The organism is Fibrella musci, from assembly GCF_041321105.1.
Classification (GTDB): Bacteria; Bacteroidota; Bacteroidia; order Cytophagales; family Spirosomataceae; genus Fibrella; species Fibrella musci.
Window position 1 is genome coordinate 482,857 of record NZ_JBGGWD010000003.1, and the last position, 15,182, is coordinate 498,038.

Consider the following 15,182-nt stretch of genomic DNA (forward strand, 5'->3'; position numbering starts at 1 on the left):
CAGGCCGGCCACACCCTTCCACTCCATGCGCCACTTTTTCCTGTTTCTGCTGCTGCTTCCTCTTTCTTTATTCGCCCAAAAAGCGCAGCCGCGTATCGGTACGGTGCAGGGTATCGTGCTCGACTCGACCACCCGCAAACCGCTGCTTGAGGCCAATATCTCGCTGCTTACGGCGCGGGACTCGTCGTTTGTGCAGGTGCAAAGCACGGGTGGCGACGGCGATTTCAGGCTGCAAAATGTGGCCGCAGGTACGTACCGGGTTCTGGTAACGTTTGTGGGGTATGAGCCAAAGGCGTTGCGCGTGACCATCACCGCCGACCGGCCCGACGTGACGCTGGGTACGTTGCTGTTACAGCCCCAGACGCAAACCTTGGGCGAGGTAGCCGTGAAAGCCGAACGCGCGCCGGTGAGCGTGAAGGGCGATACACTCGAGTTCAATGCCGGCTCGTTCAAAACGCAACCCAACGCACAGGTCGAGGATTTGATTCGGAAGCTACCGGGTATGGAAGTCGACCGCGATGGCAACCTGAAAGCACAAGGGCAGGATGTGAAGCGCGTGCTGGTGGATGGCAAACCGTTTTTTGGGAATGACCCCAAAATGGCTACCCGCAACCTCCCCGCCGATATGGTAGAGCGGGTACAGGTGTTTGACCGGCAGTCGGACCAGTCGCAGTTTTCGGGCGTCGATGATGGCGAGCGTGACCGCACCATCAACATCGTCACCAAACGCGATCGGCGGCGGGGCGTCTTCGGGCAGAATGCAGCGGGTTATGGTGCCGACGAGTCCAGCGATCCGCGCTACCAGGTACGTTTGGGCGTAAACCGCTTCAATAATGGGCAGCAGCTATCGGCCATTGGGCAGTTCAACAACATCAACCAGCAGGGGTTTACGGGCGAAGGTCTAGGTGCGGGCGGTGCGCAGTTTGGCGGTGGTGGCAACCAGGGCGGCGGTGGAGGCGGTGGTCGTCAGACCGTCACGAATGTTGGTGGTGGCGGTGGTCAGGGTGGCGGAGGCAGCACGGGTCTGGGGCCAACGGGCATCACGCGGGCGCTGGCGGGCGGGCTCAATTTCTCCGATGCGCTGGGCACCAAAGTCGATCTGAGCAGCAGCTATTTCCTGAACCAGACCAACACGCGAAACCAGCAAACCAACTTCCGCGAAACAACCATTCCGGGCCGAAACGGGGGCACACCCACGGTGAACCTGACCAACAGCCGGAACGAAAGCGACAACACCTACACCTCGCACCGCTTCAACGTGCAGCTCAACTGGCGCCTCGACTCAATGAACTCACTGCGCGTCATTCCGAACCTGACTTATTCGCCCAACGTGTCGAACAGTGCGAGCGACAGCCGTACCACCGACGCGGCCGGTAACCTGCTCAACAGCAGTGTAGGTACGTTCCGCAACGAGGGGCGCAACCTGTCGGGCACCAACGTGCTGTTGTGGATGCATAAGTTCAAGCGGCGGGGGCGCACCTTCTCGGCCAACGTGGTCACGACGATCAACGATCAGAACAGCACGGGTCTGAATCAATCGCGAAACGAGTTTGCGCGGTCAACGGACGTAGGCAGCCTAACGAGCGTACCTGGCAGCAGTACGCTCACGCCAGGTACGTCGGGAACGGGGCCATTTGCCACCAACATCAACCAGCAGAACCGCCAGCTCACCGACGCTATCACCAACAACGTAACCCTGTCGTATACCGAGCCGCTATCTTTAGCCAAAACACTGGAGTTTCGGTATTCGCTCAGCAGCAGCAACAACGAATCGGACCGCCGGGTCGATGATTTCAACGAAGCCACGGGGCAGTATGACCGCGTCAATACCAACCTGACTAACCGCTTCAATAACCTCTTTCTGACCAACCGGGCGGGCATTTCGTACCAGTTCCGGCGCGTGAAATATCAATACACGCTGGGTTTCGACGCGCAGGAAGCCTCGCTGCAATCGGACAACCTTAGCAGGGACACCCGGATCAGCAAGTCGTTTTTCAACATGCTGCCCAACGCCCGGTTCCAGTACAACCTGGGTCGCAGCCGCAACTTTACCGCTGATTACCGCACCCGCGTCAACGCGCCGTCGGTTACCCAGTTGCAGCCCATCGACGACAACAGCAACCCGCTGTATATTCGCCGCGGTAACCCCGAACTTCGGCCCGAATACTCGCACTCGCTGAATCTCAATTACCGCACGTTCAACCAGAGTACCTTTCAGAATTTTGTGGCGTCGGTGAGTCTCACCAATACGTACAACCGCGTTGTTAACGCCACAACCATCACGCAGGCCGGTACGCAGATTATTCAGCCGGTCAATGCCGATGGCTTTTATTCGTTCTTCGGGTTTATCAGCTACGGCAAACCGGCTACCTGGGGCGGGCAGCGCGTCAACATTAACCTGACCACCAACGTCAACGGCTCGCGCGGTATCAGCTACGTCAACCAGTTGCTGAACCGTTCGCTGACGGTGGGGCTTGGGCAGGGGCTGAGCCTGAACACCAACCTGAATGAGAAAACCGATTTGTTTCTGTCGGGCAACGTCACCTATTCCATCGCCAACTACTCGGCCCAACCGCAGCAAAATGCCCGCTACCTGACCACCACGGGCAATTTCCGGGGTTTCCATCGGTTTGGTCAGCGCTTCTTTGCCCAAACCGATGCTTATTTTATTGCCAACGCAGGCCGGGCGGCGGGCTACAACCAGCAATTCGTGTTGCTGAATGCCAGCGTGGGTCAGTACCTGTTCCGCAACAAACAGGGCGAATGGCGACTGACGGGCTACGACCTGCTGAACCAGAACCGCAGCATCACGCGCAACACCAGCGAAACGTATGTCGAAGACACGCAGAGTCTGGTACTGCGTCGGTATGTGATGCTCACGTTTGCCTACACCATCCGCTACTTCGCGCCTATGCGGGCCAACTAGGAAGGAGCCATCACACCTTGGCTGACTGGTTCGTGCCAGATTCGTGAACAATTTCATGATTCTTCTGCCTTCTGGTCTGTTTGCTTCCGGATATGGCGGTAAAATCCGCTCCATTCATCACAATCTGTTGCCGTGTGCGGCGTTTGGCCGTATTTTTAACGGAAACTCAAAAGACTGTGCATGAATAGACGACACTTCATTCAACAGGCAGGGCTCGGATTGGGGGCTTTGTCGCTGGCTAACGTACCTGTGGCCAGCATCCCGGTGATGGGTTACGCCGTTTCGCCCGAACGGCTGCTCGAACCGGGCATTGATGTGGCTACGAAAAAACGGCTGTCCGACGTAGCGCTGAATGCCGCCAAGAGCAAAGGCGCGACCTACGCCGACGTACGCATCGGTCGTTACTTACAGCAATACCTGTTTACCCGCGAAAATCGTGTGCAGAGCGTGACCAATGCCGAGAGCTTCGGCGTGGGTGTGCGCGTGATTGCCAACGGCACCTGGGGCTTCGCGGCCACCTCCGACGTTACGCCCGACGGCATTGCCAAAGCTGCCCAAACGGCCGTCGCCATCGCGAAGGCCAATGCCCGGTTGCAAAAAGAACCCGTGCAGCTGGCCCCGCAGAAAGGCGTGGGTGATGTAAGCTGGAAAACGCCCATCAAGCGGAACGCCTTTGAGGTACCCGTGCAGGAGAAAGTCGATCTGCTGCTGAAAGTAAACGGGGAGGCCATGAAAAACGGGGCCGCCTTCATGCAGTCCAACCTCTTTTTTATCAACGAACAGAAGTACTTCGCCTCCACCGACGGCTCGTACATCGATCAGGACATTCACCGGATCTGGCCAACCTTCACCGCTACGGCCACCGACCGGCAGGCGGGCAAGTTCCAGACCCGCGACGCTATCAGCTCGCCGATGGGCATGGGCTACGAGTACCTCGACGGATCGGCCTCAGAGAAAATTCCCGGCCCCAACGGGTTGGTTGGCTACCGCAACGGCTACGACATGGTGGAAGACGCCATCATGGCCGCCAAACAGGCCAAGGAAAAGCTCACGGCCCGAACCGTACAGGCGGGTAAATATGACCTCGTACTCGACCCGAATCACCTCGGCCTGACGATCCACGAATCGGTAGGCCACCCCACCGAACTCGATCGCGTGCTGGGCTACGAGGCCAACTACGCCGGTACGTCGTTTGCCACCCTCGACAAGTGGAAAACCAAGAGCTTCAACTACGGCTCGAAACTGGTCAACATCGTCGCCGACAAAACGCAGCCTTACACCCTCGGTACAGTCGGCTACGACGACGAGGGCGTTCCGGCCAAACAATGGGACCTCATCAAAGATGGCGTGCTGGTGAACTATCAGGCGATCCGCGATCAGGCGGCAATTATCGGCGAAAAAGCCTCGCACGGCTGCTGCTACGCCGACAACTGGAGTTCGGTACAGTTCCAGCGCATGCCTAACGTATCGTTGAAAGCCGGCACCGAAAAACGGTCGGTCAACGACATGATCAAGGATGTCGAAAAGGGCATCTACATCATCGGCCGGGGGTCGTATTCCATTGATCAGCAACGCTATAACTTCCAGTTTGGCGGGCAGCTCTTCTACGAAATCAAGAACGGGCAACTGGCCGGAATGCTCAACGATGTGGCTTACCAGTCGAACACGCAGGAGTTCTGGAATTCATGCGCGCAACTCTGCGATCAGGACGACTACCGCACGTTCGGCTCGTTCTTCGATGGCAAGGGGCAACCCAGTCAGGTCAGCGCCGTATCGCACGGTTCGGCCACCACACGCTTCAACGGCGTCAACGTAATCAACACAGGACGGAAAATCTAAAGACAGTTAACGAGTCCTCCGTCTTCAGTCCTCAGTTGCGCTGCTATACCACGAGTTGGGTACGTTAGCAGCGCAACTGAGGACTGAAGACGGAGGACTGCACAACTCCTTCAAAATGGCAATTCTCTCACAAGAAGAAGCGAAACGAATTATTGACAAGGCGCTGAGCTTCGCGAAGGCCGACGAAACGGCCGTGAGCCTGAACGGCGGGCGGCGGGGCAACATTCGTTACGCCCGTAACTCGGTGTCGACCAGCGGCGAAAGCACCAATATTTCGCTGGCTGTCACATCGGTGTATGGCAAACGGTCGGGTACGGCCACCATCAACGAGCTCGACGACGCGTCGATTGAAAAAACGGTTCGTCGGGCCGAAGAAATCGCCCGGCTCGCGCCTGAGAACCCTGAGTACGTACCCATGCTGGGGCCACAAACGTACCTGAAGACCAACCCCTACGCCGAAAGCACCGCCAAAATCGACCCGGCCTACCGGGCGCAGGCCGCTTTCGACAGCCTAGAACCCTGCCGCAAAAAGAACCTGACGGCCGCCGGGTACCTCGAAGACTCGACGGGCTTCAACGCCATCGGCAATAGCAAAGGACTCTCGGCCTATAACCGCGAAACTTCCGCCGAATTTTCGGTGACGGTACGTACCGCCGACGGGTTGGGCTCTGGGTACGCTACCCGCGACGTAACCGACGTATCGAAGCTGAACACCCGCGAAGCCACCGACATTGCCATGCAGAAGGCAGCGGCGTCGGTCAATGCACGGGCGCTCGAACCGGGTAAGTACACCGTAATTCTGGAGCCGGCCGCGCTGGTATCCAACACCGATGCGTCGCTGCTGGCGGCGATGGTGCGGTCGATGGATGCTCGCAACGCCGACGAAGGCCGCTCGTTTCTGAGCAAAAAAGGCGGCGGCACCCGACTCGGCGAAAAACTCTTCGATGAGCGCGTCACCATCTACTCCGATCCGCTGAATCCCGACGTACCCACAGCCGCCTGGACGGGCGACGGACGGGCGCAGAAACGGGTCACCTGGGTGGAGAAAGGCGTGGTCAAAAACCTGTCGTATTCGCGCTACTGGGCCGAGAAGAAAGGCGTCGAGGCCATTCCGCCCGGCGGCAACTTCATCATGGAAGGGGGTACCGCTTCGCTTGCCGACATGATCAAAAACACCGAGAAAGGCATCCTGGTAACCCGGCTATGGTACATCCGTCCCGTCGATCCGCAAACGCTGCTCTACACGGGCCTCACCCGCGACGGAACGTTCTACATCGAAAACGGGCAGATCAAATTCCCAGTAAAGAATTTCCGGTTCAACGAGAGCCCCGTTATCATGCTCAACAACCTCGAAGCGATGGGCAAGCCCGTCCGCGTTGGTGGCAGCCTGGTACCGCCGTTGAAAATCAGAGACTTCACCTTCTCATCGCTTTCTGACGCTGTATAAAATCCGTTTTTGAGTTTTCAGTTTGGCGTTGGCTGGCGCACGGGTACTACTAGCGCGTGAAGCCGCTGGAAACGCCAAACTGGAAACGGTAAACTTCTTTTCCATGAATCGCAGAGATTTTAACCAATTGTTGGGCATGGGGACTGCCGGCATACTGATGCCCACCCTACCCGCCTTTTCGCATACTGTCAGCCCGGAAGCCCTGCTAGAGCCGGGTGTCGACGTGGCCACGAAGAAACGCCTGGCCGACGCCGGCCTGAATGCAGCCAAAGCGCGCGGCGCCACCTATGCCGACGTGCGCATTGGCCGGTACCTGAATCAGTTTGTCATCACCCGCGAAAACCGCGTGCAGGGTATCGTCAACACCGAATCCTACGGGGTAGGTATCCGCGTGATTGCCGATGGTTGCTGGGGTTTCGCCGCCGTGGCCAACCCGAAGGATGAAGCCACCGTGGCCAAAGCCGCCCAAACGGCCGTCGCCATCGCCAAAGCCAACGCCCGGATTCAGACCGAGCCCGTGCAGCTGGCCCCGCAGAAAGGCTACGGCGAGGTGAGCTGGAAAGCGCCTATCAAGAAGAACGCCTTCGAGGTGCCCATCAAGGAGAAAGTCGACCTGCTGCTGGCTGCCAATGCCGCTGCCATGCAGAACGGGGCCAACTTCGTCAACAATGTCCTGTTTCAGGTCAATGAACAGAAGTATTTTGCTTCCACCGACGGTACGTATTCGGACCAGGACATTCACCGGATCGGGCCCAACTTCACGGTAACCGCCGTAGATCCGAAAAACGGTAAATTCTCGACCCGCAATTCGCTGAGCGCCCCGATGGGCATGGGCTACGACTACCTGCAAGTCAACCCGGCGGATAAAGTCGGCGGCATCACGACCCGGTATAAAATGGGTTACGACATGCTCGAAGACATTACGGCGGCGGCGAAACAGGCCAAGGAAAAGCTGAACGCCAAATCGGTCGAAGCCGGCAAGTACGACCTTGTACTCGACCCGAGCCACCTCTGGCTGACGATCCACGAATCGGTGGGCCACCCGCTTGAGCTCGACCGCGTGCTGGGCTACGAGGCCAACTACGCCGGTACGTCGTTTGCCACCCTCGACAAGCTGAAATCGAAGAATTTTAACTACGGTTCGAAGCAGGTCAATCTGGTCGCTGACAAATTGCAGCCGGGTTCACTGGGCGCAGTGGGCTACGACGATGAAGGCGTAGCGACCAAAAAATGGGATCTGGTGCGTGACGGAACGCTGGTCAATTTCCAGGCTATTCGGGATCAGGCGGCGATTATCGGCGAAAAAGCCTCGCACGGCTGCTGCTACGCCGACAACTGGAGTTCGGTACAGTTCCAGCGCATGCCCAACGTATCGCTCGAAGCGGGCAAAACGCCACTGTCGGTCGAGCAGATGATCAAGGACGTCAAAAAAGGCATCTACATCATCGGCGACGGCTCGTTCTCGATCGATCAGCAACGCTACAACTTCCAGTTTGGCGGGCAGCTGTTCTACGAGATTCAGAACGGTGAGATCGTCGGTATGCTCAAAGACGTGGCCTATCAGGCCAATACCCAGGAATTCTGGAACTCGTGCGTAGCGGTCTGCGACGAGCGTGACTATCGCCTTGGTGGGGCTTTCAACGATGGCAAAGGGCAACCCAGCCAGTCGAGCGCGGTATCGCACGGCTCAGCCACCGCCCGCTTCAACGGCGTCAACGTAATCAATACGGCACGGAAAATCTAGTTCAATGTCTAAAGTTCAACGTTCAAAGCTGGCATCGCGAGGCCATTGTCATTGTTTCATTGGACAGCGCAACCGTAGCGGCGGACCGCGTTGAACTTTAGACTTTAAACCTTGAACCTCATTATATGGCTATACTAACCAAAGAAGAAGCTAAACGCATCACCGACAAAGTCCTCTCGTTTGCCAAAGCCGACGAAACAGCGGTGACGTTGAGCGGCGGGCGCACGGGGAACATCCGGTACGCCCGCAATACGGTGTCGACCTCGGGCGAGTCGAATAACATGAGTCTGGCCGTCACGTCGGTGTTCGGGCAGCGTTCCGGCACGGCCACCATCAACGAGTTTGATGATGCGTCGCTGGAGAAAACGGTCCGTCGGGCCGAAGAAATCGCCCGACTTGCGCCCGAAAACCCGGAATACATGCCGATGCTGGGGCCGCAAACGTACCTGGACACCAAGTCGTACGCCGAAAGCACCGCCAAGATCGACCCAACGTACCGGGCGCAGGTAGCTATCGACAGCATCGAGCCCTGCGCCAAGAAAAACCTCACGGCAGCGGGTTACCTGGAAGATACAACGGGCTTCACGGCCATCGCCAACAGCAAAGGCTTGTTTGGCTACAACCGCGCGACCAGCGCCGATTTCTCGGTAACCGTGCGCACCGCCGATGGCCTCGGCTCTGGGTACGTTATCCGGGACTACAACGACGTGAGTCAGTTCAGCGCGAAGCAGGCCACCGAAATTGCCATGCAAAAGGCGGCCGCGTCGGTCAATGCGCGGGCGCTCGAACCAGGCAAGTACACCGTGATCCTGGAGCCAACCGCCGCTTCTGATTTACTCAACGGACTTTTCTTTGCCCTCGACGCCCGTAACGCCGATGAAGGGCGCTCGTTTCTAAGCAAAAAAGGCGGCGGCACCCGACTCGGTGAAAAGCTGTTCGACGAGCGCGTTACGATCTACACCGATCCGCAAAACCTCGAAGTCCCCGGCTCGCCCTTTAGCGCGGGCGGTGGTGGCGGGGGCGGCGGTCGCTTTGGCGGTGGTGGTCCCGACGGTCGGCCGCAGGTGAAAACAACCTGGGTCGAGAAGGGCGTGGTCAAGAATATGTCGTACTCGCGCTATTGGGCCGAGAAGAAAGGCGTTGCGGCTACCCCGCCCCCGTCTAACATTATCATGGCGGGCGGTTCGGCGTCGCTGGCCGACCTCATCAAGAGCACTGAGAAAGGCATTCTGGTAACGCGGTTCTGGTATATCCGCTCGGTTGACCCGCAAACGCTGTTGTATACGGGCCTTACCCGCGACGGAACGTTCTATATTGAGAATGGTCAGTTGAAGTTTCCGGTGAAAAACTTCCGCTTCAACGAAAGCCCCGTCATCATGCTCAATAACGTGGAGGCGCTGGGCAAACCCGTCCGGGCCAACGGCAACCTGATCCCGCCCATGAAGATTCGGGACTTCACGTTCAGCAGCCTGAGCGACGCGGTGTAGACAACAGGTAACTGCTCACACAGAAGGTTAATACTCAATTGAAAGGGCTGAAGCACAACTTGTGTTTCAGCCCTTTCGCTGTCTGCCGTTCATCATTTTGCCATTCCTGAGCACTGGTCTTTCCGCTAATTTTGATTCTACTGCTCTTAAAATAGGCACACTGTATCGACAATAAATCAGCACAGTAGGCGAACCAAAAGTGCAGGTCAAGCAGATAGAATTATGGGCCTGCATGCAACCTTATAGCTTTTTTTCACCTCTTCTGGCTTTAGCCATCGTTCAAGCAAAACACTCATCAAACCTCAGTACACCCAACCAATGAATCGCCGACATTTTGCCAATCTGATGGGCATGGGAACAGCCGGTCTGTTTCTTCCCAGCCAGCTGGCCGCCGCCACTCCTACCCTCGGCCGTCCCGTCGACGCTGCCGTTCTGCTCGAACGGGGTCTCGACGTGGCCGTCAAAAAACGACTCGCCGACGCCGCCCTCAACACGGCCAAATCCAAAGGGGCCACCTATACCGATGTGCGTATCGGGCGCTACCTCAACCAGTTTGTCATCACGCGTGAAGACAAGGTGCAAAACATTGTCAATACCGAAAGCTACGGCGTAGGGGTGCGGGTGATTGCCGACGGCTGCTGGGGTTTTGCGGCCATCGTCGACGCCAAAACGGAAGCCGACATGGCCCGCGCCGCCGAACAGGCAGTAGCCATCGCCAAAGCCAACGCCCGCCTGCTCAAGCAGCCGGTGCAGCTGGCGCCGCAGCAGGGTTATGGCGAGGTGAGCTGGAAAACACCTATCCAGAAAAACGCGTTTGAAGTCCCCATTGCCGAGAAAGTCGACCTGCTACTGGGCGTAAACGCGGCGGCGATGAAAAACGGGGCCAACTACGTCAATTCGGTGATGTTTCTGGTCAATGAGCAGAAGTACATCGCCACCAGCGACGGTACCTACGCCGATCAGGATGTGCACCGGATCTGGCCCATTTTCAACGTAACCAGTATCGATCAGAAGTCGGGCAAATTCGAGACGCGGCAGGCCCTGAGCGCGCCGTCAGGTATGGGGTATGAGTACATACAGACCAACCCCGCCGATAAGGTAACGGGTGTAACGACCCGCTACAACAAAGGGTACGACATGCTCGAAGACGTGATTGCCGCCGCCCAGCAGACCAAAGAAAAGCTGTCGGCCAAATCGGTTGAGGCGGGTAAATATGATCTGGTGCTCGACCCCAGTAACCTGTGGCTGACGATCCACGAATCGGTGGGTCACCCGCTCGAACTCGACCGCGTGCTGGGCTACGAAGCCAATTTTGCAGGTACGTCCTTCGCCACCCTCGACAAGTGGCAGTCGAAGAATTTCAACTACGGCAGCAAGATCGTCAACCTCTTTGCCGATAAGCTGCAACCCGGTTCGCTCGGAGCTGTGGGCTACGACGACGAAGGCGTCAAAACAAAGCAGTGGGACCTGGTCAAAGACGGCGTACTGGTGAACTACCAGGCCATTCGGGATCAGGCGGCGATTATTGGCGAGAAAGCCTCGCACGGCTGCTGCTACGCCGACTCGTGGGGTACGGTGCAATTCCAGCGCATGCCCAACGTATCACTGGCTGCCGGTAAAACGCCGCTGTCGGTGCAGGACATGATCAAGGATGTGAAGAAAGGCATCTATATCGTGGGGGATGGCTCGTTTTCGATCGATCAGCAACGCTATAACTTCCAATTTGGCGGGCAGTTGTTCTACGAAATCAAGAACGGCGAGATCGCCGGGATGTTGAAAGATGTGGCCTACCAGTCGAACACGCAGGAATTCTGGAACTCGTGCTCGGCTATTTGCGATGAACGTGACTACCGCCTCGGCGGCTCCTTCTTCGACGGCAAGGGGCAACCCAGCCAGTCGAGTTCGGTATCGCACGGCTCAGCCACCACCCGCTTCAACGGCGTCAATGTGATCAATACAGCACGAAAAATATAGTTCAAGGCCCAACAGCTAACGGCCAAAGCCTATTGCGGCACGTTAGACTTTAGACCTTGGACATTGAACACTTTTTTCAATGGCTACCATTCTTTCCGAAGCAGAAGCGAAAGCGCTGCTGACTAAAGTCCTCAGCTACTCAAAAGCCGACGAGTGCGAGGTAAATATCTCGGGCGAAGAACGCGGTAACATCCGCTACGCCCGCAACGAAGTATCGACCAGCGGCAGCCGAACCAACCAAAACCTGGTGGTACAGTCGGCATTTGGCAAAAAAGTGGGTACGGCCACTATCGACGAGTTTGACGACGCTTCGCTCCAGAAAGTGGTGCAGCGAGCTGAAGAACTGGCCCGGCTCGCCCCCGAAAATCCCGAGTACGTAAGTGTATTGGGGCCACAAACGTACCTGAAAGCCAACGGCTATTTCTCCAGCACCGCCAACCTGACGCCCGCTGCCCGCGCCGAAGCCGTGGCCAAAAGCCTGGAACTGACCCGCGCGGCCAACCTAACCGCCGCTGGCTTCATGGACGACTTCCGGGGGTATCAGGCAATGATGAACTCGAAAGGGCTGTTTGCCTACTACCCGAGCACCAACGTCAATTTCTCGCTCACCGTGCGCACCGCTGACGGCAAAGGCTCTGGGTACGTTGCCAAAGGCTATAGCGACGTTTCGAAACTCGACACGGCCGCTGCCACGCGGATCGCTATGCAGAAAGCCGCTGCCTCAGCCGATGCCAAGGCGCTGGAGCCGGGCAAGTATACCGTAATTCTGGAGCCGACCGCTGCCGCCGTGATGCTCGAACAGTTGTTTTTCAGCATGGATGCCCGCTCGGCCGACGAAGGGCGCTCGTTCCTGAGCAAACCGGGTGGCAAAACCAAGCTGGGCGACAAAATCGTTGACTCACGCGTGACGATCTACTCCGACCCGACCAACGCCGAGCTACCTGCCGCCCCCTGGTCGGGCGACGGCCTGCCGCAGCCCAAAAACACCTGGATCGATAAAGGTGTAGTGAAGAACATGGCCTACTCGCGCTACTGGGCGCAAAAACAGGGCAAGCAACCCGTACCGTTTCCCAACAACCTGATCATGGCGGGTGGCACGGCGTCGCTGGCCGATCTGATCAAGAGCACGCAGCGCGGCATTCTGGTCACGAAACTCTGGTACATCCGCTCGGTCGATCCGCAGACGCTGTTGCTCACGGGCCTCACCCGCGACGGAACGTTCCTGATCGAAAATGGCAAGATCAAGCACGCCGTAAAGAATTTCCGGTTCAACGAAAGCCCGGTGATCATGCTCAACAACCTCGAAACGCTGGGCAAACCGGAGCGCGTTGTCAGCACCGAATCGGATGGCAACTACCTGATTCCGCCGATGAAGATCCGCGAATTCACCTTCAGCAGCCTCTCCGACGCCGTGTAGTTTTTTGTATATTCAGTCGAAAAAACAGCTTTGGTATGATCGCTCACACGTATCGGTTCCACCTGGATAGTCCGCTGGTTCGCTTATCGAACGTAGATGACTTGTTGGGTAAAGACGTTGAGATAACCGTCCGCGAGTTGCCTGCTGCTCCAGACGGCAATGCGGAACGCCTGTCTCAATTCCTGGCCCAGTCAGCCTCTTCATCGTTCTTTAGCAATATTGACGAGCCAGCAGAGTGGCAAAAACGGCTCCGTGATGAATGGGAATAGGCTGTTATTAGACAGTAACATTGTAATCTATTTGTCGAAAAAGTCACTGCTAGTCAGTGACTTTTCTTTCCCGAATGATGAGTTACTGGTTTCGCTGATCACGTACATGGAAGTCGTTGGGTACCCTTTTGTCGATGCGAACGAAGAGGCTTTTACGAAATCGCTTTTTTCGCTACTAGCTCCGTTACCTATTACGCAAGCAATCGCCGAACGGGTTGTGGGCTATCGTAAGATTAGAAAAATCAAATTGCCGGATGCCATTATTTTAGCTACTGCCCGCGAACACGGCTGTCAGCTAATCACCAGAAACGTTAGTGATTTTGCTGGCCTGGATGATCAGGTCAGTATACTCAACCCATTCGACAAGCCGACGATAACTACCTGATTCCGCCGATGAAGATCCGCGAATTCACCTTCAGTAGCCTTTCCAACGCGGTGTAGTGTAGCGTATCGCCTACACCAAAACTATATCATCCTTATTTACAGATATTTAATTAAAAAGCCACTGACTAGTCAGTGGCTTTTTTCGTGTTGAGGTACACCAGATACTTATCGCTAAAAAGCTGTATGTGGTGGGCTTCATGGCCTGCCAATACATGAATCAATGCCCGCACGCTCAACGGCTTCCCATTGACCACACCCAGCCGGACCAATGCCTGTTCCGTAAAACTGTCGATCAGCAACAAAGTAGCCTTTCGGACGGCCTCATACTCGGCCCAGATGTCTGTGAGCAAACGGGCATCGGCTCCGGAGTTGGGTACGTAGTCATCTTGCTCGAATCCCGGCAGGGGCGTCTGGTCACCACGGGCTATGCGGAGCGCACGATAGGTGAAAATCCGCTCGGTATCGATCAGGTGCACCAGCGATTCCTTGATGCTCCATTTACCCGGCGCATACCGAACCAACGCCTGTTGATCGGTCAGCGATCCGAGCAACACCCTTATGTCGGCGGGCTGTCGCTGAAGCAGGACAAGCGGGTCTGTCCCTTCCGGCACAAAACGCAGGTAAGGGATGTGATACGCGCTATATTCGGTAAGATCAGGGCGAGCGATTGTCATAATTAACCTGAAACTCGATGGATTACCATACTCATTTTCAATAGGTTAAGGCATGGTATAATGGCAAAAGACCTGCCGGGCTTTGCCGTCTTCATTCAGTTGGAAGACCTCCGAGGCCAGCCGACCATTCACGGATGTATAGTAGATAACCAGCGTATTGATGCCCACAAAAACGTGATGTAGGGTAAAATGCAGATCGGGGTAGGTAGCCAGCCCGATTTGGAAGTACTGCTTCAACGCCTGTTTGTCGGTTATGCAGCCCGATTCGTTAAACCGCAGCAACGGAATGAAGGGAGAATAAAACACCACATCCTCCGTGTAATGCGCTAAAATGGCGTCAAGGTCATGCGCATTAAACGCGTTGATCCAGTCATTGGCAAAGTGAGTGGCTTGTTCATGCGTCATCATCGTTCATCTGGGTTTGAGCCGATGTTTTCAGAAATTCATCGGTGTAATGTTCGGTATGTTTAGGCTGCGCAAACTTGGCCAGGTTAAACTGCCGGGATGCCCCCTTCGGAATAGACAGAGACGTCCACTCTGTAGCCAGCATCTTGCCCAACAGCACAATCTGCCCGATGTGATAGGGATAATGCGCCAGCTGCCGGTTAATTGCCTCGCGAACTGAGTGCCCCTGATTGCGGATGTAAATCGTTTTGGTCAGGTCCTCCTCTTTCAGGTTACGGAGGGTGCCAAGCAACACGTTCCAGCCCTCGTTCCATCGGTGCAGCAGCTCATCGCGCGACCAGCCGTCGTTGTCAAACTCAGCCTCCCGGTCACGCCACTCTTTTTCACCATCGGTCGTCAGAAAATTCGTCCAACGGCTCAACATATTTCCCCACAGGTGTTTGACGATGGTGGCCGCACTATTGCAGGTTAGGTTGTACCGCCAGTTCAGTTTATCGTCGGGGATTTGTGCCAATGCCTTCTCCCCCAGCAGTTTATAATACGCAAATTGGTTGATCAGATCAGGTAAGGTGTCATTTGGCATACCGTATCGCGTTTGGTCGTTGGGAATCCCTGT

At 56.4% G+C, this 15,182-nt stretch carries 12 protein-coding genes; 9 read left to right on the forward strand and 3 right to left on the reverse strand.

The window, feature by feature from the left end:
* Positions 1-25: 25 nt before the first annotated feature.
* The 9 genes from ACAW74_RS11835 to ACAW74_RS11875 all read left to right on the forward strand — a co-directional run bounded on the left by ACAW74_RS11835 (position 26) and on the right by ACAW74_RS11875 (position 13,488).
* Positions 26-2,926 (forward strand): outer membrane beta-barrel protein, encoded by a 2,901-nt coding sequence (locus ACAW74_RS11835; RefSeq protein WP_370698412.1) that lies wholly within the window; start codon positions 26-28, stop codon positions 2,924-2,926.
* Positions 2,927-3,106: 180 nt separating this feature from the next.
* Positions 3,107-4,765 carry a TldD/PmbA family protein gene (locus tag ACAW74_RS11840; protein ID WP_370698413.1) on the forward strand — a complete coding sequence of 553 codons (1,659 nt, stop codon included), beginning with the start codon at positions 3,107-3,109 and terminating at the stop codon, positions 4,763-4,765.
* Positions 4,766-4,880: 115 nt separating this feature from the next.
* A complete protein-coding gene (locus tag ACAW74_RS11845) occupies positions 4,881-6,212 on the forward strand; it encodes a TldD/PmbA family protein (RefSeq protein WP_370698414.1) in 1,332 nt (443 codons plus the stop codon).
* Between the two features lie 103 nt (positions 6,213-6,315).
* On the forward strand, positions 6,316-7,956 hold the full coding sequence (locus ACAW74_RS11850) for a TldD/PmbA family protein (protein ID WP_370698415.1): 1,641 nt from the start codon (positions 6,316-6,318) through the stop codon (positions 7,954-7,956).
* Between the two features lie 125 nt (positions 7,957-8,081).
* Positions 8,082-9,443, forward strand: a complete 1,362-nt coding sequence (locus tag ACAW74_RS11855) for a TldD/PmbA family protein (protein ID WP_370698416.1) — start codon at positions 8,082-8,084, stop codon at positions 9,441-9,443.
* Between the two features lie 318 nt (positions 9,444-9,761).
* Positions 9,762-11,417, forward strand: coding sequence for a TldD/PmbA family protein (locus ACAW74_RS11860; RefSeq protein ID WP_370698417.1), 1,656 nt, complete (start codon positions 9,762-9,764; stop codon positions 11,415-11,417).
* 79 nt (positions 11,418-11,496) lie between these two features.
* The gene (locus ACAW74_RS11865) at positions 11,497-12,834 is read left to right on the forward strand and encodes a TldD/PmbA family protein (protein ID WP_370698418.1); all 1,338 of its coding nucleotides are present in this window, start codon (positions 11,497-11,499) and stop codon (positions 12,832-12,834) included.
* Positions 12,835-12,869: 35 nt separating this feature from the next.
* The gene (locus ACAW74_RS11870; protein WP_370698666.1) at positions 12,870-13,103 is read left to right on the forward strand and encodes a hypothetical protein; all 234 of its coding nucleotides are present in this window, start codon (positions 12,870-12,872) and stop codon (positions 13,101-13,103) included.
* On the forward strand, positions 13,090-13,488 hold the full coding sequence (locus tag ACAW74_RS11875; RefSeq protein ID WP_370698659.1) for a type II toxin-antitoxin system VapC family toxin: 399 nt from the start codon (positions 13,090-13,092) through the stop codon (positions 13,486-13,488). Before ACAW74_RS11870 ends, ACAW74_RS11875 begins: the two co-directional genes overlap by 14 nt.
* Before the next feature lie 124 nt (positions 13,489-13,612).
* On the opposite strand, the gene ACAW74_RS11880 is transcribed toward ACAW74_RS11875, so the two are convergent.
* From ACAW74_RS11880 to ACAW74_RS11890, 3 genes are read right to left on the reverse strand one after another with little or no spacing between them, the layout of a single operon-like run.
* A complete protein-coding gene (locus tag ACAW74_RS11880; RefSeq protein WP_370698419.1) occupies positions 13,613-14,161 on the reverse strand; it encodes a DinB family protein in 549 nt (182 codons plus the stop codon).
* Between the two features lie 45 nt (positions 14,162-14,206).
* Positions 14,207-14,569: a YybH family protein gene (locus ACAW74_RS11885; RefSeq protein WP_370698420.1), complete on the reverse strand. Its 363-nt coding sequence runs from the start codon at positions 14,567-14,569 to the stop codon at positions 14,207-14,209.
* Entirely contained in the window at positions 14,556-15,149 is a 594-nt protein-coding gene (locus ACAW74_RS11890) for a DUF1572 family protein (RefSeq protein ID WP_370698421.1), read from the reverse strand. Before ACAW74_RS11890 ends, ACAW74_RS11885 begins: the two co-directional genes overlap by 14 nt.
* Positions 15,150-15,182: the final 33 nt, after the last annotated feature.

Bases quoted from the DNA above. Each gene is read 5' to 3' on its own strand.
- ACAW74_RS11835 (WP_370698412.1), top strand. From the start codon at position 26: ATGCGCCACTTTTTCCTGTTTCTGCTGCTGCTTCCTCTTTCTTTATTC.
- ACAW74_RS11840 (WP_370698413.1), top strand. From the start codon at position 3,107: ATGAATAGACGACACTTCATTCAACAGGCAGGGCTCGGATTGGGGGCT.
- ACAW74_RS11845 (WP_370698414.1), top strand. From the start codon at position 4,881: ATGGCAATTCTCTCACAAGAAGAAGCGAAACGAATTATTGACAAGGCG.
- ACAW74_RS11850 (WP_370698415.1), top strand. From the start codon at position 6,316: ATGAATCGCAGAGATTTTAACCAATTGTTGGGCATGGGGACTGCCGGC.
- ACAW74_RS11855 (WP_370698416.1), top strand. From the start codon at position 8,082: ATGGCTATACTAACCAAAGAAGAAGCTAAACGCATCACCGACAAAGTC.
- ACAW74_RS11860 (WP_370698417.1), top strand. From the start codon at position 9,762: ATGAATCGCCGACATTTTGCCAATCTGATGGGCATGGGAACAGCCGGT.
- ACAW74_RS11865 (WP_370698418.1), top strand. From the start codon at position 11,497: ATGGCTACCATTCTTTCCGAAGCAGAAGCGAAAGCGCTGCTGACTAAA.
- ACAW74_RS11870 (WP_370698666.1), top strand. From the start codon at position 12,870: ATGATCGCTCACACGTATCGGTTCCACCTGGATAGTCCGCTGGTTCGC.
- ACAW74_RS11875 (WP_370698659.1), top strand. From the start codon at position 13,090: ATGAATGGGAATAGGCTGTTATTAGACAGTAACATTGTAATCTATTTG.
- ACAW74_RS11880 (WP_370698419.1), bottom strand. From the start codon at position 14,161: ATGACAATCGCTCGCCCTGATCTTACCGAATATAGCGCGTATCACATC.
- ACAW74_RS11885 (WP_370698420.1), bottom strand. From the start codon at position 14,569: ATGATGACGCATGAACAAGCCACTCACTTTGCCAATGACTGGATCAAC.
- ACAW74_RS11890 (WP_370698421.1), bottom strand. From the start codon at position 15,149: ATGCCAAATGACACCTTACCTGATCTGATCAACCAATTTGCGTATTAT.